Origin of the sequence: Nocardioides furvisabuli (genome assembly GCF_021083185.1) — a bacterium.
GTDB lineage: Bacteria > Actinomycetota > Actinomycetes > Propionibacteriales > Nocardioidaceae > Nocardioides > Nocardioides furvisabuli.
The window spans coordinates 532,236-546,106 of record NZ_JAIGQB010000002.1 but is presented as its reverse complement, the minus strand read 5'-3'; the positions used below and the strand labels follow the sequence as shown (position 1 = coordinate 546,106).

Below are 13,871 nucleotides of genomic sequence, written 5' to 3'. Positions count from 1 at the left end.
TCGGTTGTGGCACGTAGACTGTGGGTGCAGGCCAGCACCACCGGTCTGCTTGACAACACAAGAGGGGCTGATCGGTTTCGACTTGGGACGTTAGTTCCAGGAGAAGCGGGTCGAGAAGCCAGCGTCATCTCGTAAACGACCGCTGGAAACCACAGTTGCCAACACCAATCGCAACGACTTCGCTCTCGCTGCCTGAGCAGTGATCGAAGGGTCTGACCGGGCACCCGTCTCCGTCCCGGACCCAGGCCTCATCTAGGAGACTTGCTGGTCGCTCTCTGTCAGGAGGGGCGGCCGGGACTCAATCCTGACTGAGCTTGTCGGTGACCTGTCCGTGGGAGCACCGAGGCCGAGAAAAGCGACAGCACGGACTGCACCCGGAGAAGACCTGGATCGACGCTCGAGGACCGGGGTTCGATTCCCCGCAGCTCCACGCGCAGCCCTCTTGACGAGAGCCGTCCCGACACCCGTCGGGGCGGCTCTCGTGCTGTCCGGGGACCGTCGACGTCGCCGGTCCGGCGGTGGTCTGAACCGCCGACCATCCGGTGGGTAGCGTCGGATCAGACGCTGCGCGGCGTCCAGACCCCTACCAGAGGAGCTCCACCGTGCCGAAGATCCTGATCGTCCTCACCGGTTCCGACCACTGGACCCTCAACGACGGCAGCAAGCACCCGACGGGCTTCTGGGCCGAGGAGCTGCTGGCGCCCCTGCAGGTGTTCGCCGACGCCGGGATCGACACCGACCTCGCCAGCCCCGGAGGCACGACGCCCGTCGTGGACGAGGGCAGCCTGGACCCGGACGCCATCGGTGAGGAGGAGTCGGCGGAGCAGCGCAAGGCCCTCGACGCCCTCGCCGACCGGCTCGGCTCGACGCTGGTCCTGGCCGACGTGGACCCCGGCTCCTACGACGCCGTCTTCGTGCCCGGTGGCCACGGACCGATGGAGGACCTCGCCGTGAGCGAGGACCTCGGGCGCGTCCTCGTGACGATGCTCGATGGCGGCAAGGTCGTCTCCTCGGTCTGCCACGGCCCCGCTGGCCTCCTGCCGGCCCGGCGCGACGACGGCTCCTGGCTGTTCGCCGGTCGCAACCTGACCGCCTTCACCGACGCGGAGGAGGAGCAGGCCGGACTCGCCGACAAGGCACCCTGGCTGCTGGAGTCGCGTCTGCGCGAAGCCGGTGCGACCTTCTCCTCGGGGGAGTCGTGGGCACCGTTCGTGGTCGTCGACGACAAGCTGGTGACGGGCCAGAACCCCGCGTCGAGCACGGAGGCCGCGCAGGAGGTCGTCAAGCTGCTCACGGCCTGACAGCACCCCCGCTCAGCCGAGCATGGCTGAGCGGGCCACGTCGCGGCCGGGCTCGTGGCGCAGCTCCTCGCCGACCCCACGGGCACGGCCCGGTGCGGGTCCGTCGAGGACGGCGCGCACGGCAGCACGCAGGTCGGACGAGGTGGCGGCGTTCGGATCGAGTGCGACCCCCAGCCCGGCGGCCTCGATCGCCGCCGCTCCCGCGAACTGGTCGGTGGAGAAAGGCAGGACCACCATCGGCACCCCGGCGGTGAGCGCCTCCGTCACGCTGTTGTTGCCGCCGTGCGTGACCGCCACCGCCGCGCGGTCGAGCAGGGCGACCTGCGGGAGGTAGGGACGCACCAGCCAGTCCTCCGGGACGTCCGGCAGCCCGGAGGCGGAACCGGTCGCCACCGCGACCCTGAGGTCCAGCGGACGCAGCGCCTCCAGCACCGTCGCCAGCACGTCGCCGCGTGCCGAGAGGAAGCTGCCGAAGCTCACGTAGACCACCGGCCGGTCGTCGGCCGCGAGCCAGTTCCGGACGTCGTCGTCCGCCGGGTCGGCCCGCACGGCGGACCCGAGGAACGCGTGCGGGGGCAGCAGCGTCGTACGCGCCGGGTCGTGGAGGGCCGCGGGGTAGTTCAGCAGCAGCAGCTCGCCGTGCTCGGCGAAGGCGTCCGTCGACGGCGCGGACCCGGGCTCGAGCACGTCCAGGGCGGCGTTCCACTCCTCGGTGAAGGCGTCACGGACCTCGCAGCACAGCCGGCGCAGCGCGTCGAGCTCGGACTCCGGCGCGTCGAGGGCGGCCGGCCAGGCAGTCGGGTAGCCGTACACCTCGTCGCCGACCGGGAGCGCTGACGGGTGGCCGAGGACGACGTCGGCGTGCGGGACGCCCGCCGCGACCAGCGCGAGGCGGGCGCTGAACGCGAGGTGGTCGACGACGACCTGGTCGGGCCTGACCCGGTCGACGACGTCGAGGACGGCCCGGGCCCGGCCGACCGGGTCCCACAGCAGGTCGTTGCGCCGGGCCTCGGCCTGGTAGCGCAGCGTGGCCACCATGCCGCGCCGGGTGGCGTCGAAGAAGCCACGCAGTGCGTCGTCCTCCCCGGGTGGTTGCTGCTCGGCCCGGATGACACCGGGGTTGGAGCCGCGGCCCAGGACCAGGTCCGCGCGGTCGAAGCCGAAGTCGGCGACGATGCCGGCGGTCGCCGGGCCGGTCGCCACCACCACCGACTCGCCGGCGTCGCGCCAGGCCGTCGCGAGGGTCGCCAGCGGCAACAGGTGCGAGGCGTAGTCCGGGCTGATCACCAACAGGGTCATGGGTGCAACGCTGTCACGAGCGGGCGGCGGTCCGGACAGCGCCGGCGTAGATGGTGCTCAGACGCTTGGACATCGCCTGGACGGTGAAGTCGGCGTCGATCCGCTCCCGGGCCCGGCGCACCCGCTCGGCCTGCCCGGGTGCGGTGGCGAGGTCGAACGCTGCCCGGATGGCGCGAGCCACCTCGTCGGGCCGGCGCGTGTCGACCAGCACCCCGGTCACCCCGTCGTCGATGTAGGTGGCCGGACCACCGGCTGCCGGGCCCACCACGACGAGGCCGGAGGCCAGCGCCTCCAGCAGGGCGAGGCCGAACTCCTCCTTGAGGCTGCTGCACACGTAGACCCCGGCGGGGCCGATGCCGTCCGCCCGGCCCTCGCAGGCGGCCGCGAGCCACACCGCGACGACGTCGTTGGGGCGGTGGCCGGGCATCAGCAGGCCGTCGGCCGCCCCGGGGAACCGCGCGAGCACCTCCGCGATCCGGCTCAGCTGCTCGCGCTCGTCCTGGGACGGGTCGGCGAGGTCCCCGCCGACGACGAGCAGGTTGCACCGCTCGGCCAGCTCCGGGTCACCGGCCCAGGCCTCGACCAGGGTCGCCATCCCCTTGACCCGGTGGAGGCGCCCCACGCTGACCACCAGCGGCAGTCGGCGCCGGTGCTCGGGGAGTGCGGCGACGAGCGCGTCGAGCTCGGCCAGTGCCGGTCCGGGCGACCCGGGGCGCTCCAGCTCGGCGGCGGCCGCGGCGCTGACGCCCAGGTCGATGCCCTCCGGCACCACGGTGAACCTGCCGGGCTGCCCGGCCACGTCCAGGCCGAGGAGCTCGCGCATGTCGTGCTGGAGCTCGGGCCGGGGGAAGAGGACGATGTGGGCGGACTCCTCGGCCAGTCGCTGCACGAGCCGCGCCCGGAACCAGTAGTGCTCCCGGGCGTCCTCCGTGCCGAAGTTGCCCCGGTGCAGACCGCCCGTCATGTCGAGCGCGTGGATCACGGCGTGGGGGTCGGGCGCGAGGGTGAAGACCACCGGGATGCCCAGCTCGCGGGCCACCTCGGCGGCGGCCAGGCTGCCCACCTCGGCCATCCGCAGGTGCAGGACGTCGGCGCGGTGCGTGCGCAGCACGCGACGGATCCCGCGCTCCGCCGCGATCCGCGAGGGCCAGGCCTGCGGGGCGGAGGTGGCCTCGGCAAGGAGGGGCACCGGGGTCAGCAGGTGCCCGTCCGCCGGCGCCAGGGCGTCCCGGGCGTCGCGCGCGGTGCCCCGGGACAGGGTCAGCACCCGGCCGACGCCCGGCCCCGTCGCCAGCGCGTCGCCCAGCCGGACCAGCAGGGTGGCGACACCGCCGTTGTCCCCGGCGCCCGCCCGGCTGATGTCGCGGTCGATGTCGGCGTGCAGGAAGAGCTGGGCGACGGTCAGGCCGGTCCCGGACCCGCCGTGCTCGACGACGTCGAGGCCGAGGTCGATCGCGGCGAGCCGGGCCACGTCGCCCAGGTCGCCCTCGGTGGTGCTGAGGCCGCGGACGACTGCCACTGCAGCGCCGTCGGCCGGGCGGTCGCCGAGCGCGGCGACGGCGGACGCCCGTGCCGCCGGGTGCTCGTGGGCGTCGGTCGCGTGCGCGAGCAACGCGCGGCCGGCGAGCGGGCCGGGCACCAGGCCGAGGGTCTCGACCAGCCTGCTGCGGATCGACGGACCGGACGCACCGGCGAGCGCACCCTCGACGGCGAGCGCGACCTGCTCGGGCGCACAGTCACCCCACTGGCCGAGCGTGCGCTGCGCGAGGACGCCGGGGAACCCCCCGGTGACGACGACCCCGACCAGCCGGCCGATCGCGTCGATGCGGGGGAGCCGGCGCTGGAGGGCCCAGCTCGCGTGCTCGCGCAGGAAGGGCCGGGGGTGCGAGAGCAGCTCCGTGAGCACCGCGTCCGCGCCGTCGTCGAACACCCGGGCGAGGGCGTGCACGGCCGCGACAGCGGTCAGCTCGTCGGGCTCCTGGACCACCCCGGCGAGCAGTCGGACCGCTGCCGGTCCGTCCTCGCCGCCGGCGGCAGCTGCCAGGCGGTCCCCGCTGCGCAGCACGTCCACGACGAACGGTGCCTGCTGGACCTCGTCGAGGGCGCGCTGGAGAGACTGAGCCATGCACGGGGTTCGACGCAGCGGCCACATCGGATGGCCGCGATCGACCGGTCTGGACCACCCCGTGGGTGGCCTGGTGGGAACATGCGCGCGTGCATCCTGCTGTCGATCCCGCGTCCATCCGCATCGCGCCGCTGACCCGCGCGCACGCCGAGGACATCGCGACGTGGCGCTACGCCCCGCCGTACGACGTCTACGACATGACGGACGCCGCGCCGGACGATCTGCTCGCCCCGCAGTCCGGCTTCCACGCCGTCGTGACGGGCGATGAGCTGATCGGTTTCCGGTCCTTCGGTCCGGACGGCCGGGTGCCCGGCTGGGACTACGACGACTCGGCCCTCGACACCGGGGGAGGACTGCGACCGTCGTTGACCGGACAGGGCCTGGGCCGGTCGGCGATCGCCGCCGGGCTCGACTTCGGACGAGAGCGGCTCGTGCCCGCCGCCTTCCGGGTCACGGTCGCGTCGTTCAACGTCCGCGCGCGGCGTACGGTCGAGTCGCTCGGTTTCGAGGTGGTCGGGTCGTTCGCCGCCCGTCGCGACGGACGGCCGTTCGACGTGCTGGTCCGCGACGAGAGGACCTGACGAGTCGTCAGCGGGGGCCGGTCGCCGTCCAGGGCGTCGTCCGGACCATGTCGAGCGCGCGACGGGCCACGAACGGGTCGGCCTGGTTGTACAGCCAGGGGCGGCCGAACCAGACGAAGCCGTCGACGGACCTCGCGGCCACCGCGCGCTGCTCGGGGGGCAACCCCCACTGCGGGTCGGCCGGGCGCGGCGTCGGCGGGATCCCGAGGGTGACGCAGCGCTTCATCGCCCTGATCCTGCACGTGCGCGCGTTGTCCTTCAGGTCCCTCTTCGTCGCCGGGACCATGTCGCGCCACAGGGTGGGTCGGCCGGACTTCGCGGTGTCGACGATGAAGTGCTTCTCGCCGTAGCCGTCGGCCTCCAGCAGCGCCAGGATCTCGCTGCCGCGGTCGATGTTCTCGACCGGACCGGCGTAGTGGGTGGAGTCGAGCGCGAAGCCGCGGGCGTACTGGATGCCGGAGAGCTTCAGGATCTCGGCGCAGCGGAACGACTCCTGAGCAGTGCCGTTCTCGCACCAGTCGGCCGCGCCCGCGTCGATGTAGACGCTGGTGTTCGGCAAGGCGCTCAGCGTCTGGGTGGCCCAGGTGAGCAGCTCGGACTTCGCCGCACGGTCCGGCGCGCAGAGCAGGAACGGTCCGTCGGGCTGCATCACCACGAGAGTGTGCGCGCTGCCGATGCCGGCGGCGAGCTCGGTGATCCAGGCGCGATAGCTGGCCGCTTCGGCGGGTGTCGTCGGGCGCCTGCAGGCCTCGCCCTCCCACGGCTTCATCCTGAAGACGGCCATCTGGGCCAGGGTCTCGGGGTTGCCGTCCTGCGCGGACGCGACGTAGTCGGTCACCGTCGTGCGGATGCGGTGGTCGGGCACGAACGCGCCGTACCACTTGGTGCGGGGCCGCTCGGCGATGACGGCGAGCGCCTCCCGCTTGCGTCCGGTCGCCGTGGTGAAGGGTCGCCACACCTGGTCCTGCGGTCCTTCGTAGACGCCCCACCGACGTCCCGCCAGCGGGTTGGTCGGGTTCTCGACGTGGGCGCCGACAGGCGCGAGCCAGACCGGCAACGACGTACGGGTGGACGCCTGCGCAGCGGCGGACACCGTCGCGGCCGGCGCCGCGGGGCTTGCGCCGGGCACGGCCAGGGGCACCGCCACCAGGACGGCGGAGGCGAGGACACGGACGACCCGGGTGAGGAGCATGGTGCGCCCATCGTGCGCGAGCGCGTCGACGACCGTCGGCGTTTTCGCGATTTCCGACGGGGCGTCAGACCTGACGGGCGTGGGGCGAGGGCTCATCGACCTCCGGGTGCAGGATGCTGGCCAGCACCTCGACCCCGTCGACGAGCCGCGGGCCCGGCCGGGCGAACTGGCCGTCGGCGTCCACCGCCCACACCGGCACGCCGGGGAAGCGGTGGCGTACGTCCTGGGCGAGCGCCGCGCTGCCCGCGAGGTCGAACCCGCAGGGCGCGCAGACCACCACGTCCGGTCGGGAGCCGGTGGCCTCGTCCCAGGTGATCCGGGTCGACCTCGCGCCGGCCGTGCCGAGGGTGGGATCGCCGCCGGCGCGCTCGACCATCTCGGGGATCCAGTGCCCCGGCGCGAAGGGCGGGTCGGTCCACTCGAGCACCAGCACCCGGGGTCGAGGTCGACCGGCGACCCGCTCGGCCACCGCGGACAGGCGCTGCTCGAGGGACCGCACCAGCTCCGCGGCCCCGGACTCGCGGCCGGTCAGCCGGCCGACCTCGGTGATCGAGGCCAGCACGTCGTCGAGGACGTGCGGGTCGATCGTCGCCACCTCCGCCCGGCAGCCGAGGTGGGAGAGGGCGTCGTCGACGGTGGACACGTCCACGGCACACACCGCGCACAGGTCCTGGGTGACCACGAGGTCGGCGTCGATCTCGGCGAGCGCGCCGGCGTCGAGGCGGTAGAGGTCCTCGCCCGCCGCCGTCGCGGCCCCGACGAAGTCGTCGATCTCCTTCGGCGTCAGCCCCTCGGGCATGGCCGACGTCGACACCACGCGGCGCTCGCGCGCGGCAGGCGGGTGGTCGCACTCGAAGGTCACCCCGACCACGTCGTCACCGGCTCCGACCGCGAAGAGGATCTCCGTCGCGGACGGGATGAGGGACACGATGCGCATCGCGCGAGCCTAGGGGCTGGGGGTCACCAGCCGCAGGCTCACCGTGCCGGTGGCGCCGGGTGCGGGCAGTGCGACCGCGACCGGCTCGCGCAGGAAGAAGTACGACGTCGCGACGGGCACGGTGGCTGAGACCCGGGCGAAGCCGTTGTCGCCGCACCCCAGCGGCCCGCCGGGCTCCTGGCCGCAGGTCCAGGGGGAGCGAGGACCCAGCTCCACCGACCACCCCTCGTCGGCACCCAGGTCCTGCGAGGTGCTCTCCAGCCGGCGCCCGGTGCCGGTCGCGAAGGCGTAGAGGCGCGTCCCCGAGCCGTCGAGGGAGATGTCGAGCGTCGGGCCGTCGGTGACGAGGTCCGCCACCCGGACGCCCTTGCGCAGGCGGACGGTGGCGGTGCGCGCGCCGCCCACCGCGTCGGTCATGGTCGAGATCTCGGTCGCGCCGGAGGTGCGCAGGACGAAGCTCTCGGACACGCTGTCGGTGTGGCTGAGCAGCCCGGGGTTCGTGGCGCCCCACCGGTCGAGCGCGCTGTTGCTGTCGCTGAGTCGAGCACCCGCGACGTCCTCGGTGTAGACCAGGTCGTCGGCCGTCCCGTCGAAGGTGAGCACGACCTCGCGCAGCGCGCGGCGCTCGGCCGAGATGGTGACGGGTGCGCCGTCGGGTTGTGCGGCCACCTCGACGGCGCGGGCGGCGGTGACACGACGGCCGGTGCGCACCCGCACCAGCGTCCGGCCGGGCAGGGCCTCGTCGCAGACGGCCGAGACGTCGTTGGCCACCCGGATGTCGTGTCCGGGGCGCAGCAGCAGGGGCTCGCCGTAACCGACGCAGGAGGTCCCGTCCGGCAGGTAGACCCGCTGCTCGTAGCGGCCGCTGTCCACGGTCACGCGGTCGCCGCGACGGAGGCGGATCGCCGCGAGGTCGATGTGGCCGCGGCGGTTCGAGGTGCGGAGCGCGCGGCCGTCGACGGCCAGGCGGTGGACGCGGGCCTTGACCAGGCCCACGCGCTGCCTGCCGAACCGGTTGGCGGGCACCCGGAAGGTGAAGCGCCCGTCGCGCGGCAGCCGGAAGAGGTCGCTGTCCTCCCAGGCCGGACGCACCGCACGCCCACGGGAGAACAGCCGCGCGAAGCGGCCGGTCGTGACGAGGTCGCCACGACGACCCTCGAAGCTCAGGAAGAGCCGGCTGCCCTTCGGGGTCCACACGGCCTTGTCGCCGTAGGCCACGAACTTCCGCAGGACCGGGGCGGCAGCAGCGGCTGGCGCGACCGTGGTCTGCGCGGCGCTGGGGGCCGCGGCGGCGGATGGTGCGATGGCTGTCTGCGGCGTCGTCAGCGCTGCCAGCAGGACCGATGCGACGAGCGCCCGTGCACGGATCATGGAAGTTCCCCCCGGAAGTGACGTGATGTGGTGTCGGTCTATCAGACGCACCGTAGTGGCTGGAAGTTGCCCTGCGAGCGCATCAGCTCCCCGAGGGGGTAGGAATGTCGGGTGACCCATGACCCGACGGACCACTTCGTCCGCGTCCGCAGGGCGAGCGAGAACAACCTGCGCGACGTCGACCTCGACCTCCCACGCGACGCGATGGTGGCCTTCACCGGCGTCTCGGGGTCCGGCAAGTCGTCCCTCGCCTTCGGCACCCTCTACGCCGAGGCGCAGCGGCGCTACTTCGAGTCCGTGGCGCCGTACGCCCGTCGCCTGTTGCAGCAGGTCGGCGCTCCGCACGTGCAGGAGATCACCGGGCTGCCGCCCGCCGTGGCGCTCCAGCAGCGGCGCGGCGCGCCCAGCTCGCGCTCGAGCGTCGGGACTCTGACGACGTTGTCCAACCTGGTCCGGATCCTCTACTCGCGGGCCGGCACCTACCCGGAGGGAGCCGAGAGGCTGGCGGCCGAGGCGTTCTCGCCGAACACCGCCGCGGGCGCGTGCCCCACCTGTCACGGGCTGGGGCAGGCGCACGACGTGGCCGAGGACCTGCTCGTGCCCGACGAGTCGCTGAGCATCCGCGAGGGCGCGATCGCGGCCTGGCCCGGCGCCTGGCAGGGCAAGAACCTGCTGCGGGTGACCAACGCGGTCGGCATCGACGTCGACGTGCCGTGGCGCGAGCTGTCCCGCAAGGACCGCGACTGGCTGCTCTACACCGACGAGCAGCCGCGCGTCCTCATCGACCGGCGCGGCGAGGCCGACGACACGACCGGGCGCGACTACCACGGCACCTTCTGGAGCGCGCGCAAGCACGTGCGCCACACGCTGGCCGACACCAAGAGCCAGATGATGCGCGACAAGGCGATGCGCTTCGTCCGCAGCACCGTCTGCCCGGTCTGCCACGGCTCCGGGCTGCGGCCCGAGTCCCTCGCGGTGACCTTCCGGGGACTGAGCATCGCCGAGACCAACGCGCTGTCGTTCGTCGAGCTCGCGGCCCTGCTGCGCCCGGTGGACGGCGAGACGGAGGTCGCGGTGCGCCTCTGCGCGGACGTCGTGGAACGCGTGGAGGTCCTCCTCGACCTGGGGCTCGGCTACCTCGCGCTGGGCCGCAGCTCCACCACGCTCTCGCCCGGGGAGGCCCAGCGGCTCCGCATCGCGACCCAGCTCCGTTCGGGCCTCTTCGGCGTCGTCTATGTGCTCGACGAGCCGTCGGCCGGGCTGCACCCCGCCGACGCCGAGCCGCTGCTCGACGTGCTCGACCGCCTGAAGCGCTCGGGCAACTCGCTGTTCGTGGTCGAGCACGACCTCGACGTCGTACGCCGTGCCGACTGGATCGTCGACATCGGCCCGGGTGCCGGCGAGGCCGGGGGACAGGTGCTCTACTCGGGGCCGGTCGAGGGGCTCGAGCAGGTCGCGGAGTCGGTGACGGGTGCGCACCTGTTCGGCCGGGTGGCCCCGCTCGAGCGCCACGGTCGCACCCCGCACGGCTGGCTCCACCTGCGCGGCATCAGCAGGCACAACCTGACCGACCTCTCGGTCGACCTCCCGCTGTGCGTCCTCACCGCGGTCACCGGCGTCTCCGGGTCGGGCAAGTCCACGCTGGTCACCCAGGTGCTCGCCGAGCTCGTGCGGCGACACCTCGGCCAGGCCCCGGACGACGCCGAGGAGAGCGAGCTCGAGATCGACGTGGACGAGGCAACCGGAATCGAGGCCTTCGACCGTCTCGTGCGGGTCGACCAGCGTCCGATCGGTCGCACGCCCCGGTCCAACCTCGCGACCTACACCGGTCTCTTCGACGCCGTCCGCAAGGTGTTCGCCGCCACGCCCGAGGCGAGGTCCCGCGGCTACGGCGTCGGCCGGTTCTCCTTCAACGTCGCCGAGGGCCGCTGCGAGACCTGCCAGGGCGAGGGATCGGTCTCGGTCGAGCTGCTCTTCCTCCCCGGGACCTACGCGCCGTGCCCGACGTGCCACGGCGCGCGCTACGACGCCGAGACCCTCGAGGTCACCTGGCACGGCCTCACCGTCGCCGACGTGCTTGCTCTCACCGTCGACCAGGCGGCCGACGTCCTGGTCGACGTGCCGGTCGCCGTCCGCAGCCTCCGGACCCTGCAGGAGGTGGGCCTCGGCTACCTCCGGCTGGGTCAGCCGGCCACGGAGCTCAGTGGCGGCGAGGCGCAGCGGATCAAGCTCGCGACCGAGCTGCAGCGGGCCCGACGCGGACACGCGCTCTACCTGCTGGACGAGCCCACCGCCGGCCTGCACCCCGCCGACACCGCGCTGCTGCTGCGCCAGCTGCACAGGCTGGTGGACGCCGGCAACACCGTGGTGCTCGTCGAGCACGACCTCGACACCATCGCCACCGCCGACTGGGTCATCGACCTCGGCCCCGGCGGCGGCGACCGGGGTGGCCAGGTGGTGGCCACCGGGACGCCGGACGACATCGCCGCAGCGCCCGGCAGCGCCACCGGTCCCTACCTGGCCCGGCACCTGGCCCGGCACCTGGACTGACGGGCACACTGGCGCCATGGCCGACTGCGTCTTCTGCCGGATCGTGTCCGGGGACCTGCCCGGCCACCTCGTCCTCGAGACCGACGACCTCGTCGCCTTCCTCGACACGCGGCCGGTCTTCAAGGGCCACGTCCTGCTCGTCCCGCGCGAGCACGTCGAGACCCTGCCGGACCTGCCGGCCGGGCTGCGCGACGGCTTCCTCGCCGCCGCGCAGCGGATCGCGACGGCGGTCAAGGACGGCCTCGGCGCGCAGGGCTCCTTCGTCGCGATCAACAACACGGTCAGCCAGTCGGTGCCGCACCTGCACCTCCACGTCGTCCCGCGCACCAAGGGCGACGGGCTGCGCGGCTTCTTCTGGCCCCGCACGAAGTACGCCGACGGCGAGGGGGCGACGTACGCCGAGCGCCTCCGCGACGCACTCGCGCAGTCCTAGCCTGCGCGGCTCACCTCGTCTGCTGGCTCGGGCCGCAGGGTCCACGCCTCCTCACGCCGCCGCAGCGGGTTGCCCGTGGCGTGCGCGGCGAGTGCCACCGACGCGCACCCGACGGCGATCCCGCCGAGGACGTCGACGACGAAGTGCCAGCCGAGGTAGACCGTCGCCACGATGGTCAGGACGAGGAACGTCCAGCTCGCGACCCGCACCACCAGCGGAAGCCTCATCAGCTCGGTGAACAGGCAGATCGTCACCATCACCGCGACGTGCAGCGAGGCGAAGGCGGCGATCGTCTGCACGGCGGTGGTGTCCCACGGCCCGGCGAGCACCTCGACGCGGTCCGACAGCAGCGTGTCGCGCACCGACGTGTTCGGAGTGTGCGGCAGGTCCGCGAACCACCCGGGAGAGGAGTACGTCGGCCCCAGCGACGGCACGGCGTAGTAGAGCAGCACGCCGAGGCACCAGTTCAGGGACGTGGCCGTGACGTACCACGCGCCCGCCGTCGAGCGGCGCGTCCACACCAGCGCGATGGCCAGGGTGGCCGGCACCAGACCGATCCACACCAGGTAGACCGCGGCCATCACCCAGTTGGCCCACCCGGTGCCCAAGGTGTCGTGCAGGACGAGCGCCGGGTCGTTGCCGAGCCACATGAAGCGGTCCAGCCGGGCCAGGTCCTCGTCGTGGAGGCGGTCGGTGACGAAGGGGACGTAGCCCTTGAGGTTGCGGAACGCGACGTAGGCGACGTACCAGGTGAGCAGCCCGCTGGCGGTGAACCGGACCTGGTCACGATTCCACCGCTCGCGCACCACCTCGCGCAGCGTCGCTCGGGCCGCCATGCCCCGGCGGCGGACCAGCAGCGCCCACCGCGCGAGCACGTCGAGCGCGACGGCGGACGCGACGATGACCGGCAGCCGGAACCACGTGGGGAGGTTCGCGCCGTCGGGGTCGCGCAGCGGGAGGTGGTGGGTCCAGGCGACGAGCGCGGCCGCGAGCGCCATCACGGCAGCGACGACCGCAGCGGCGCGGAACTCCCCCCGACCCATCTGCCCACCGTAGCGACTAGCCTCGGCCTCGATCTGTCTCCCGACCTCCCACATACCCCAAGGAGTTCCCCATGGGCCGGTTCGACCGCCGCGTCGCCGTCATCACCGGAGCAGCCCGAGGCATCGGCTTCGGCATCGCCCAGCGCCTCGCCAGCGAGGGCGCGTCCGTCGCGATCCTCGACCTCGACGAGGCCGCGGCCACCGAGGCCGCGGGCCGCCTCGACCTCGCCGAGGGTGCTCGCGCGGTCGGGATCGGGTGCGACGTCGTCGACTCCGCCGCCGCGGAGGCCGCGGTGCAGCGCGTGGTCGACGAGCTCGGCGGGATCCACGTCCTGGTCAACAACGCCGGCGTCACCCGCGACAACCTGCTCTTCAAGATGACCGAGGAGGACTGGGACCTCGTCATGAACGTCCACCTCAAGGGCGTCTTCAACATGACCAAGGCTGCGCAGTCGCGGTTCGTGGAGCAGAAGTACGGCAAGATCCTCAACCTCTCCAGCGTCTCCGCGCTGGGCAACCGCGGCCAGGCGAACTACTCCGCCGCCAAGATGGGCATCCAGGGCCTCACCCGCACCCTCGGCATCGAGCTCGGCCCGTTCGGCATCACCGCCAACGCCATCGCGCCCGGTTTCATCGTCACCGAGATGACCGACGCCACCGCGCGCCGGCTCAAGATGGAGCCCGAGGAGCTGCAGCGGCTCAACGCCGAGGCCACCCCCGTGCGCCGGGTCGGGCAGCCCGAGGACATCGCCGCGGCCGCTGCCTTCCTGTGCAGCGACGAGGCCTCCTTCATCACCGGCCAGACGCTGTACGTCGACGGCGGGCGCAAGCTCGGCTGAGCGTGATCCTGGCCACGGCCCACGCGGGTCGGGTCGTGGCCGGGTTTGCGCGACCTGCGGGCCTCTGTCACGTTGTGGGAGGAGTCGAGAGACCCACGGGACGGCTCGGGTCGTCCTGCTGGCGTCGGTCTCCGTCACACGATCGTGTCTGACGACACCCGCCCCGGGCGACGCCGAGTCCTGCCCCGCCGGAGCGGCCC

General features: G+C 73.3%; 11 protein-coding genes and 1 other RNA gene. 6 read left to right on the top strand and 6 right to left on the bottom strand.

The features are described from left to right. Positions 1-63: 63 nt before the first annotated feature. Positions 64-433: a transfer-messenger RNA gene (ssrA, locus tag K4G59_RS05855) on the top strand. 169 nt (positions 434-602) lie between these two features. Further along, a complete protein-coding gene (locus K4G59_RS05850; protein WP_231249986.1) occupies positions 603-1,301 on the top strand; it encodes a type 1 glutamine amidotransferase domain-containing protein in 699 nt (232 codons plus the stop codon). A gap of 12 nt (positions 1,302-1,313) precedes the next feature. Here K4G59_RS05850 and K4G59_RS05845 read toward each other — a convergent pair whose 3' ends face one another. Together K4G59_RS05845 and K4G59_RS05840 are read right to left on the bottom strand one after the other, a co-directional pair. Then, positions 1,314-2,600: a nucleotide disphospho-sugar-binding domain-containing protein gene (locus K4G59_RS05845; protein WP_231249985.1), complete on the bottom strand. Its 1,287-nt coding sequence runs from the start codon at positions 2,598-2,600 to the stop codon at positions 1,314-1,316. Between the two features lie 13 nt (positions 2,601-2,613). Then, positions 2,614-4,725 carry a glycosyltransferase gene (locus tag K4G59_RS05840; protein ID WP_231249983.1) on the bottom strand — a complete coding sequence of 704 codons (2,112 nt, stop codon included), beginning with the start codon at positions 4,723-4,725 and terminating at the stop codon, positions 2,614-2,616. An 89-nt stretch (positions 4,726-4,814) separates the two neighbouring features. Between K4G59_RS05840 and K4G59_RS05835 the strand changes: the two genes are divergently transcribed. Then, on the top strand, positions 4,815-5,306 hold the full coding sequence (locus K4G59_RS05835; protein WP_231249982.1) for a GNAT family N-acetyltransferase: 492 nt from the start codon (positions 4,815-4,817) through the stop codon (positions 5,304-5,306). A 7-nt stretch (positions 5,307-5,313) separates the two neighbouring features. Here the strand turns inward: K4G59_RS05835 and K4G59_RS05830 are convergent, their stop codons facing one another. The 3 genes from K4G59_RS05830 to K4G59_RS05820 all read right to left on the bottom strand — a co-directional run bounded on the left by K4G59_RS05830 (position 5,314) and on the right by K4G59_RS05820 (position 8,806). Next, positions 5,314-6,498, bottom strand: coding sequence for a glycoside hydrolase family 6 protein (locus K4G59_RS05830; protein ID WP_231249980.1), 1,185 nt, complete (start codon positions 6,496-6,498; stop codon positions 5,314-5,316). 64 nt (positions 6,499-6,562) lie between these two features. Continuing rightward, positions 6,563-7,435, bottom strand: coding sequence for a cobalamin-binding protein (locus K4G59_RS05825; protein WP_231249979.1), 873 nt, complete (start codon positions 7,433-7,435; stop codon positions 6,563-6,565). A gap of 9 nt (positions 7,436-7,444) precedes the next feature. Then, complete coding sequence (locus K4G59_RS05820) at positions 7,445-8,806, bottom strand: hypothetical protein (RefSeq protein WP_231249977.1); 1,362 nt, start codon at positions 8,804-8,806, stop codon at positions 7,445-7,447. Between the two features lie 111 nt (positions 8,807-8,917). Here K4G59_RS05820 and uvrA point away from each other — a divergent pair, with 111 nt between their 5' ends. Both uvrA and K4G59_RS05810 read left to right on the top strand, forming a co-directional pair. Next, positions 8,918-11,356, top strand: coding sequence for an excinuclease ABC subunit UvrA (gene uvrA, locus K4G59_RS05815; protein WP_231249976.1), 2,439 nt, complete (start codon positions 8,918-8,920; stop codon positions 11,354-11,356). 16 nt (positions 11,357-11,372) lie between these two features. Further along, entirely contained in the window at positions 11,373-11,789 is a 417-nt protein-coding gene (locus K4G59_RS05810; protein ID WP_231249975.1) for an HIT family protein, read from the top strand. Here the strand turns inward: K4G59_RS05810 and K4G59_RS05805 are convergent. Beyond that, positions 11,786-12,832: a phosphatase PAP2 family protein gene (locus K4G59_RS05805; protein WP_231249974.1), complete on the bottom strand. Its 1,047-nt coding sequence runs from the start codon at positions 12,830-12,832 to the stop codon at positions 11,786-11,788. The two genes, K4G59_RS05810 and K4G59_RS05805, sit on opposite strands and share 4 nt — an antisense overlap. Positions 12,833-12,903: 71 nt before the next feature. Here K4G59_RS05805 and K4G59_RS05800 point away from each other — a divergent pair, with 71 nt between their 5' ends. Beyond that, entirely contained in the window at positions 12,904-13,671 is a 768-nt protein-coding gene (locus K4G59_RS05800) for an SDR family NAD(P)-dependent oxidoreductase (protein WP_231249973.1), read from the top strand. Positions 13,672-13,871: the final 200 nt, after the last annotated feature.

Excerpts from the sequence above, each read along its gene's own strand:
- K4G59_RS05845 (WP_231249985.1), bottom strand. The coding sequence starts at position 2,600 with ATGACCCTGTTGGTGATCAGCCCGGACTACGCCTCGCACCTGTTGCCG.
- K4G59_RS05840 (WP_231249983.1), bottom strand. The coding sequence starts at position 4,725 with ATGGCTCAGTCTCTCCAGCGCGCCCTCGACGAGGTCCAGCAGGCACCG.
- K4G59_RS05830 (WP_231249980.1), bottom strand. The coding sequence starts at position 6,498 with ATGCTCCTCACCCGGGTCGTCCGTGTCCTCGCCTCCGCCGTCCTGGTG.
- K4G59_RS05825 (WP_231249979.1), bottom strand. The coding sequence starts at position 7,435 with ATGCGCATCGTGTCCCTCATCCCGTCCGCGACGGAGATCCTCTTCGCG.
- K4G59_RS05820 (WP_231249977.1), bottom strand. The coding sequence starts at position 8,806 with ATGATCCGTGCACGGGCGCTCGTCGCATCGGTCCTGCTGGCAGCGCTG.
- K4G59_RS05810 (WP_231249975.1), top strand. The coding sequence starts at position 11,373 with ATGGCCGACTGCGTCTTCTGCCGGATCGTGTCCGGGGACCTGCCCGGC.
- K4G59_RS05805 (WP_231249974.1), bottom strand. The coding sequence starts at position 12,832 with ATGGGTCGGGGGGAGTTCCGCGCCGCTGCGGTCGTCGCTGCCGTGATG.
- K4G59_RS05800 (WP_231249973.1), top strand. The coding sequence starts at position 12,904 with ATGGGCCGGTTCGACCGCCGCGTCGCCGTCATCACCGGAGCAGCCCGA.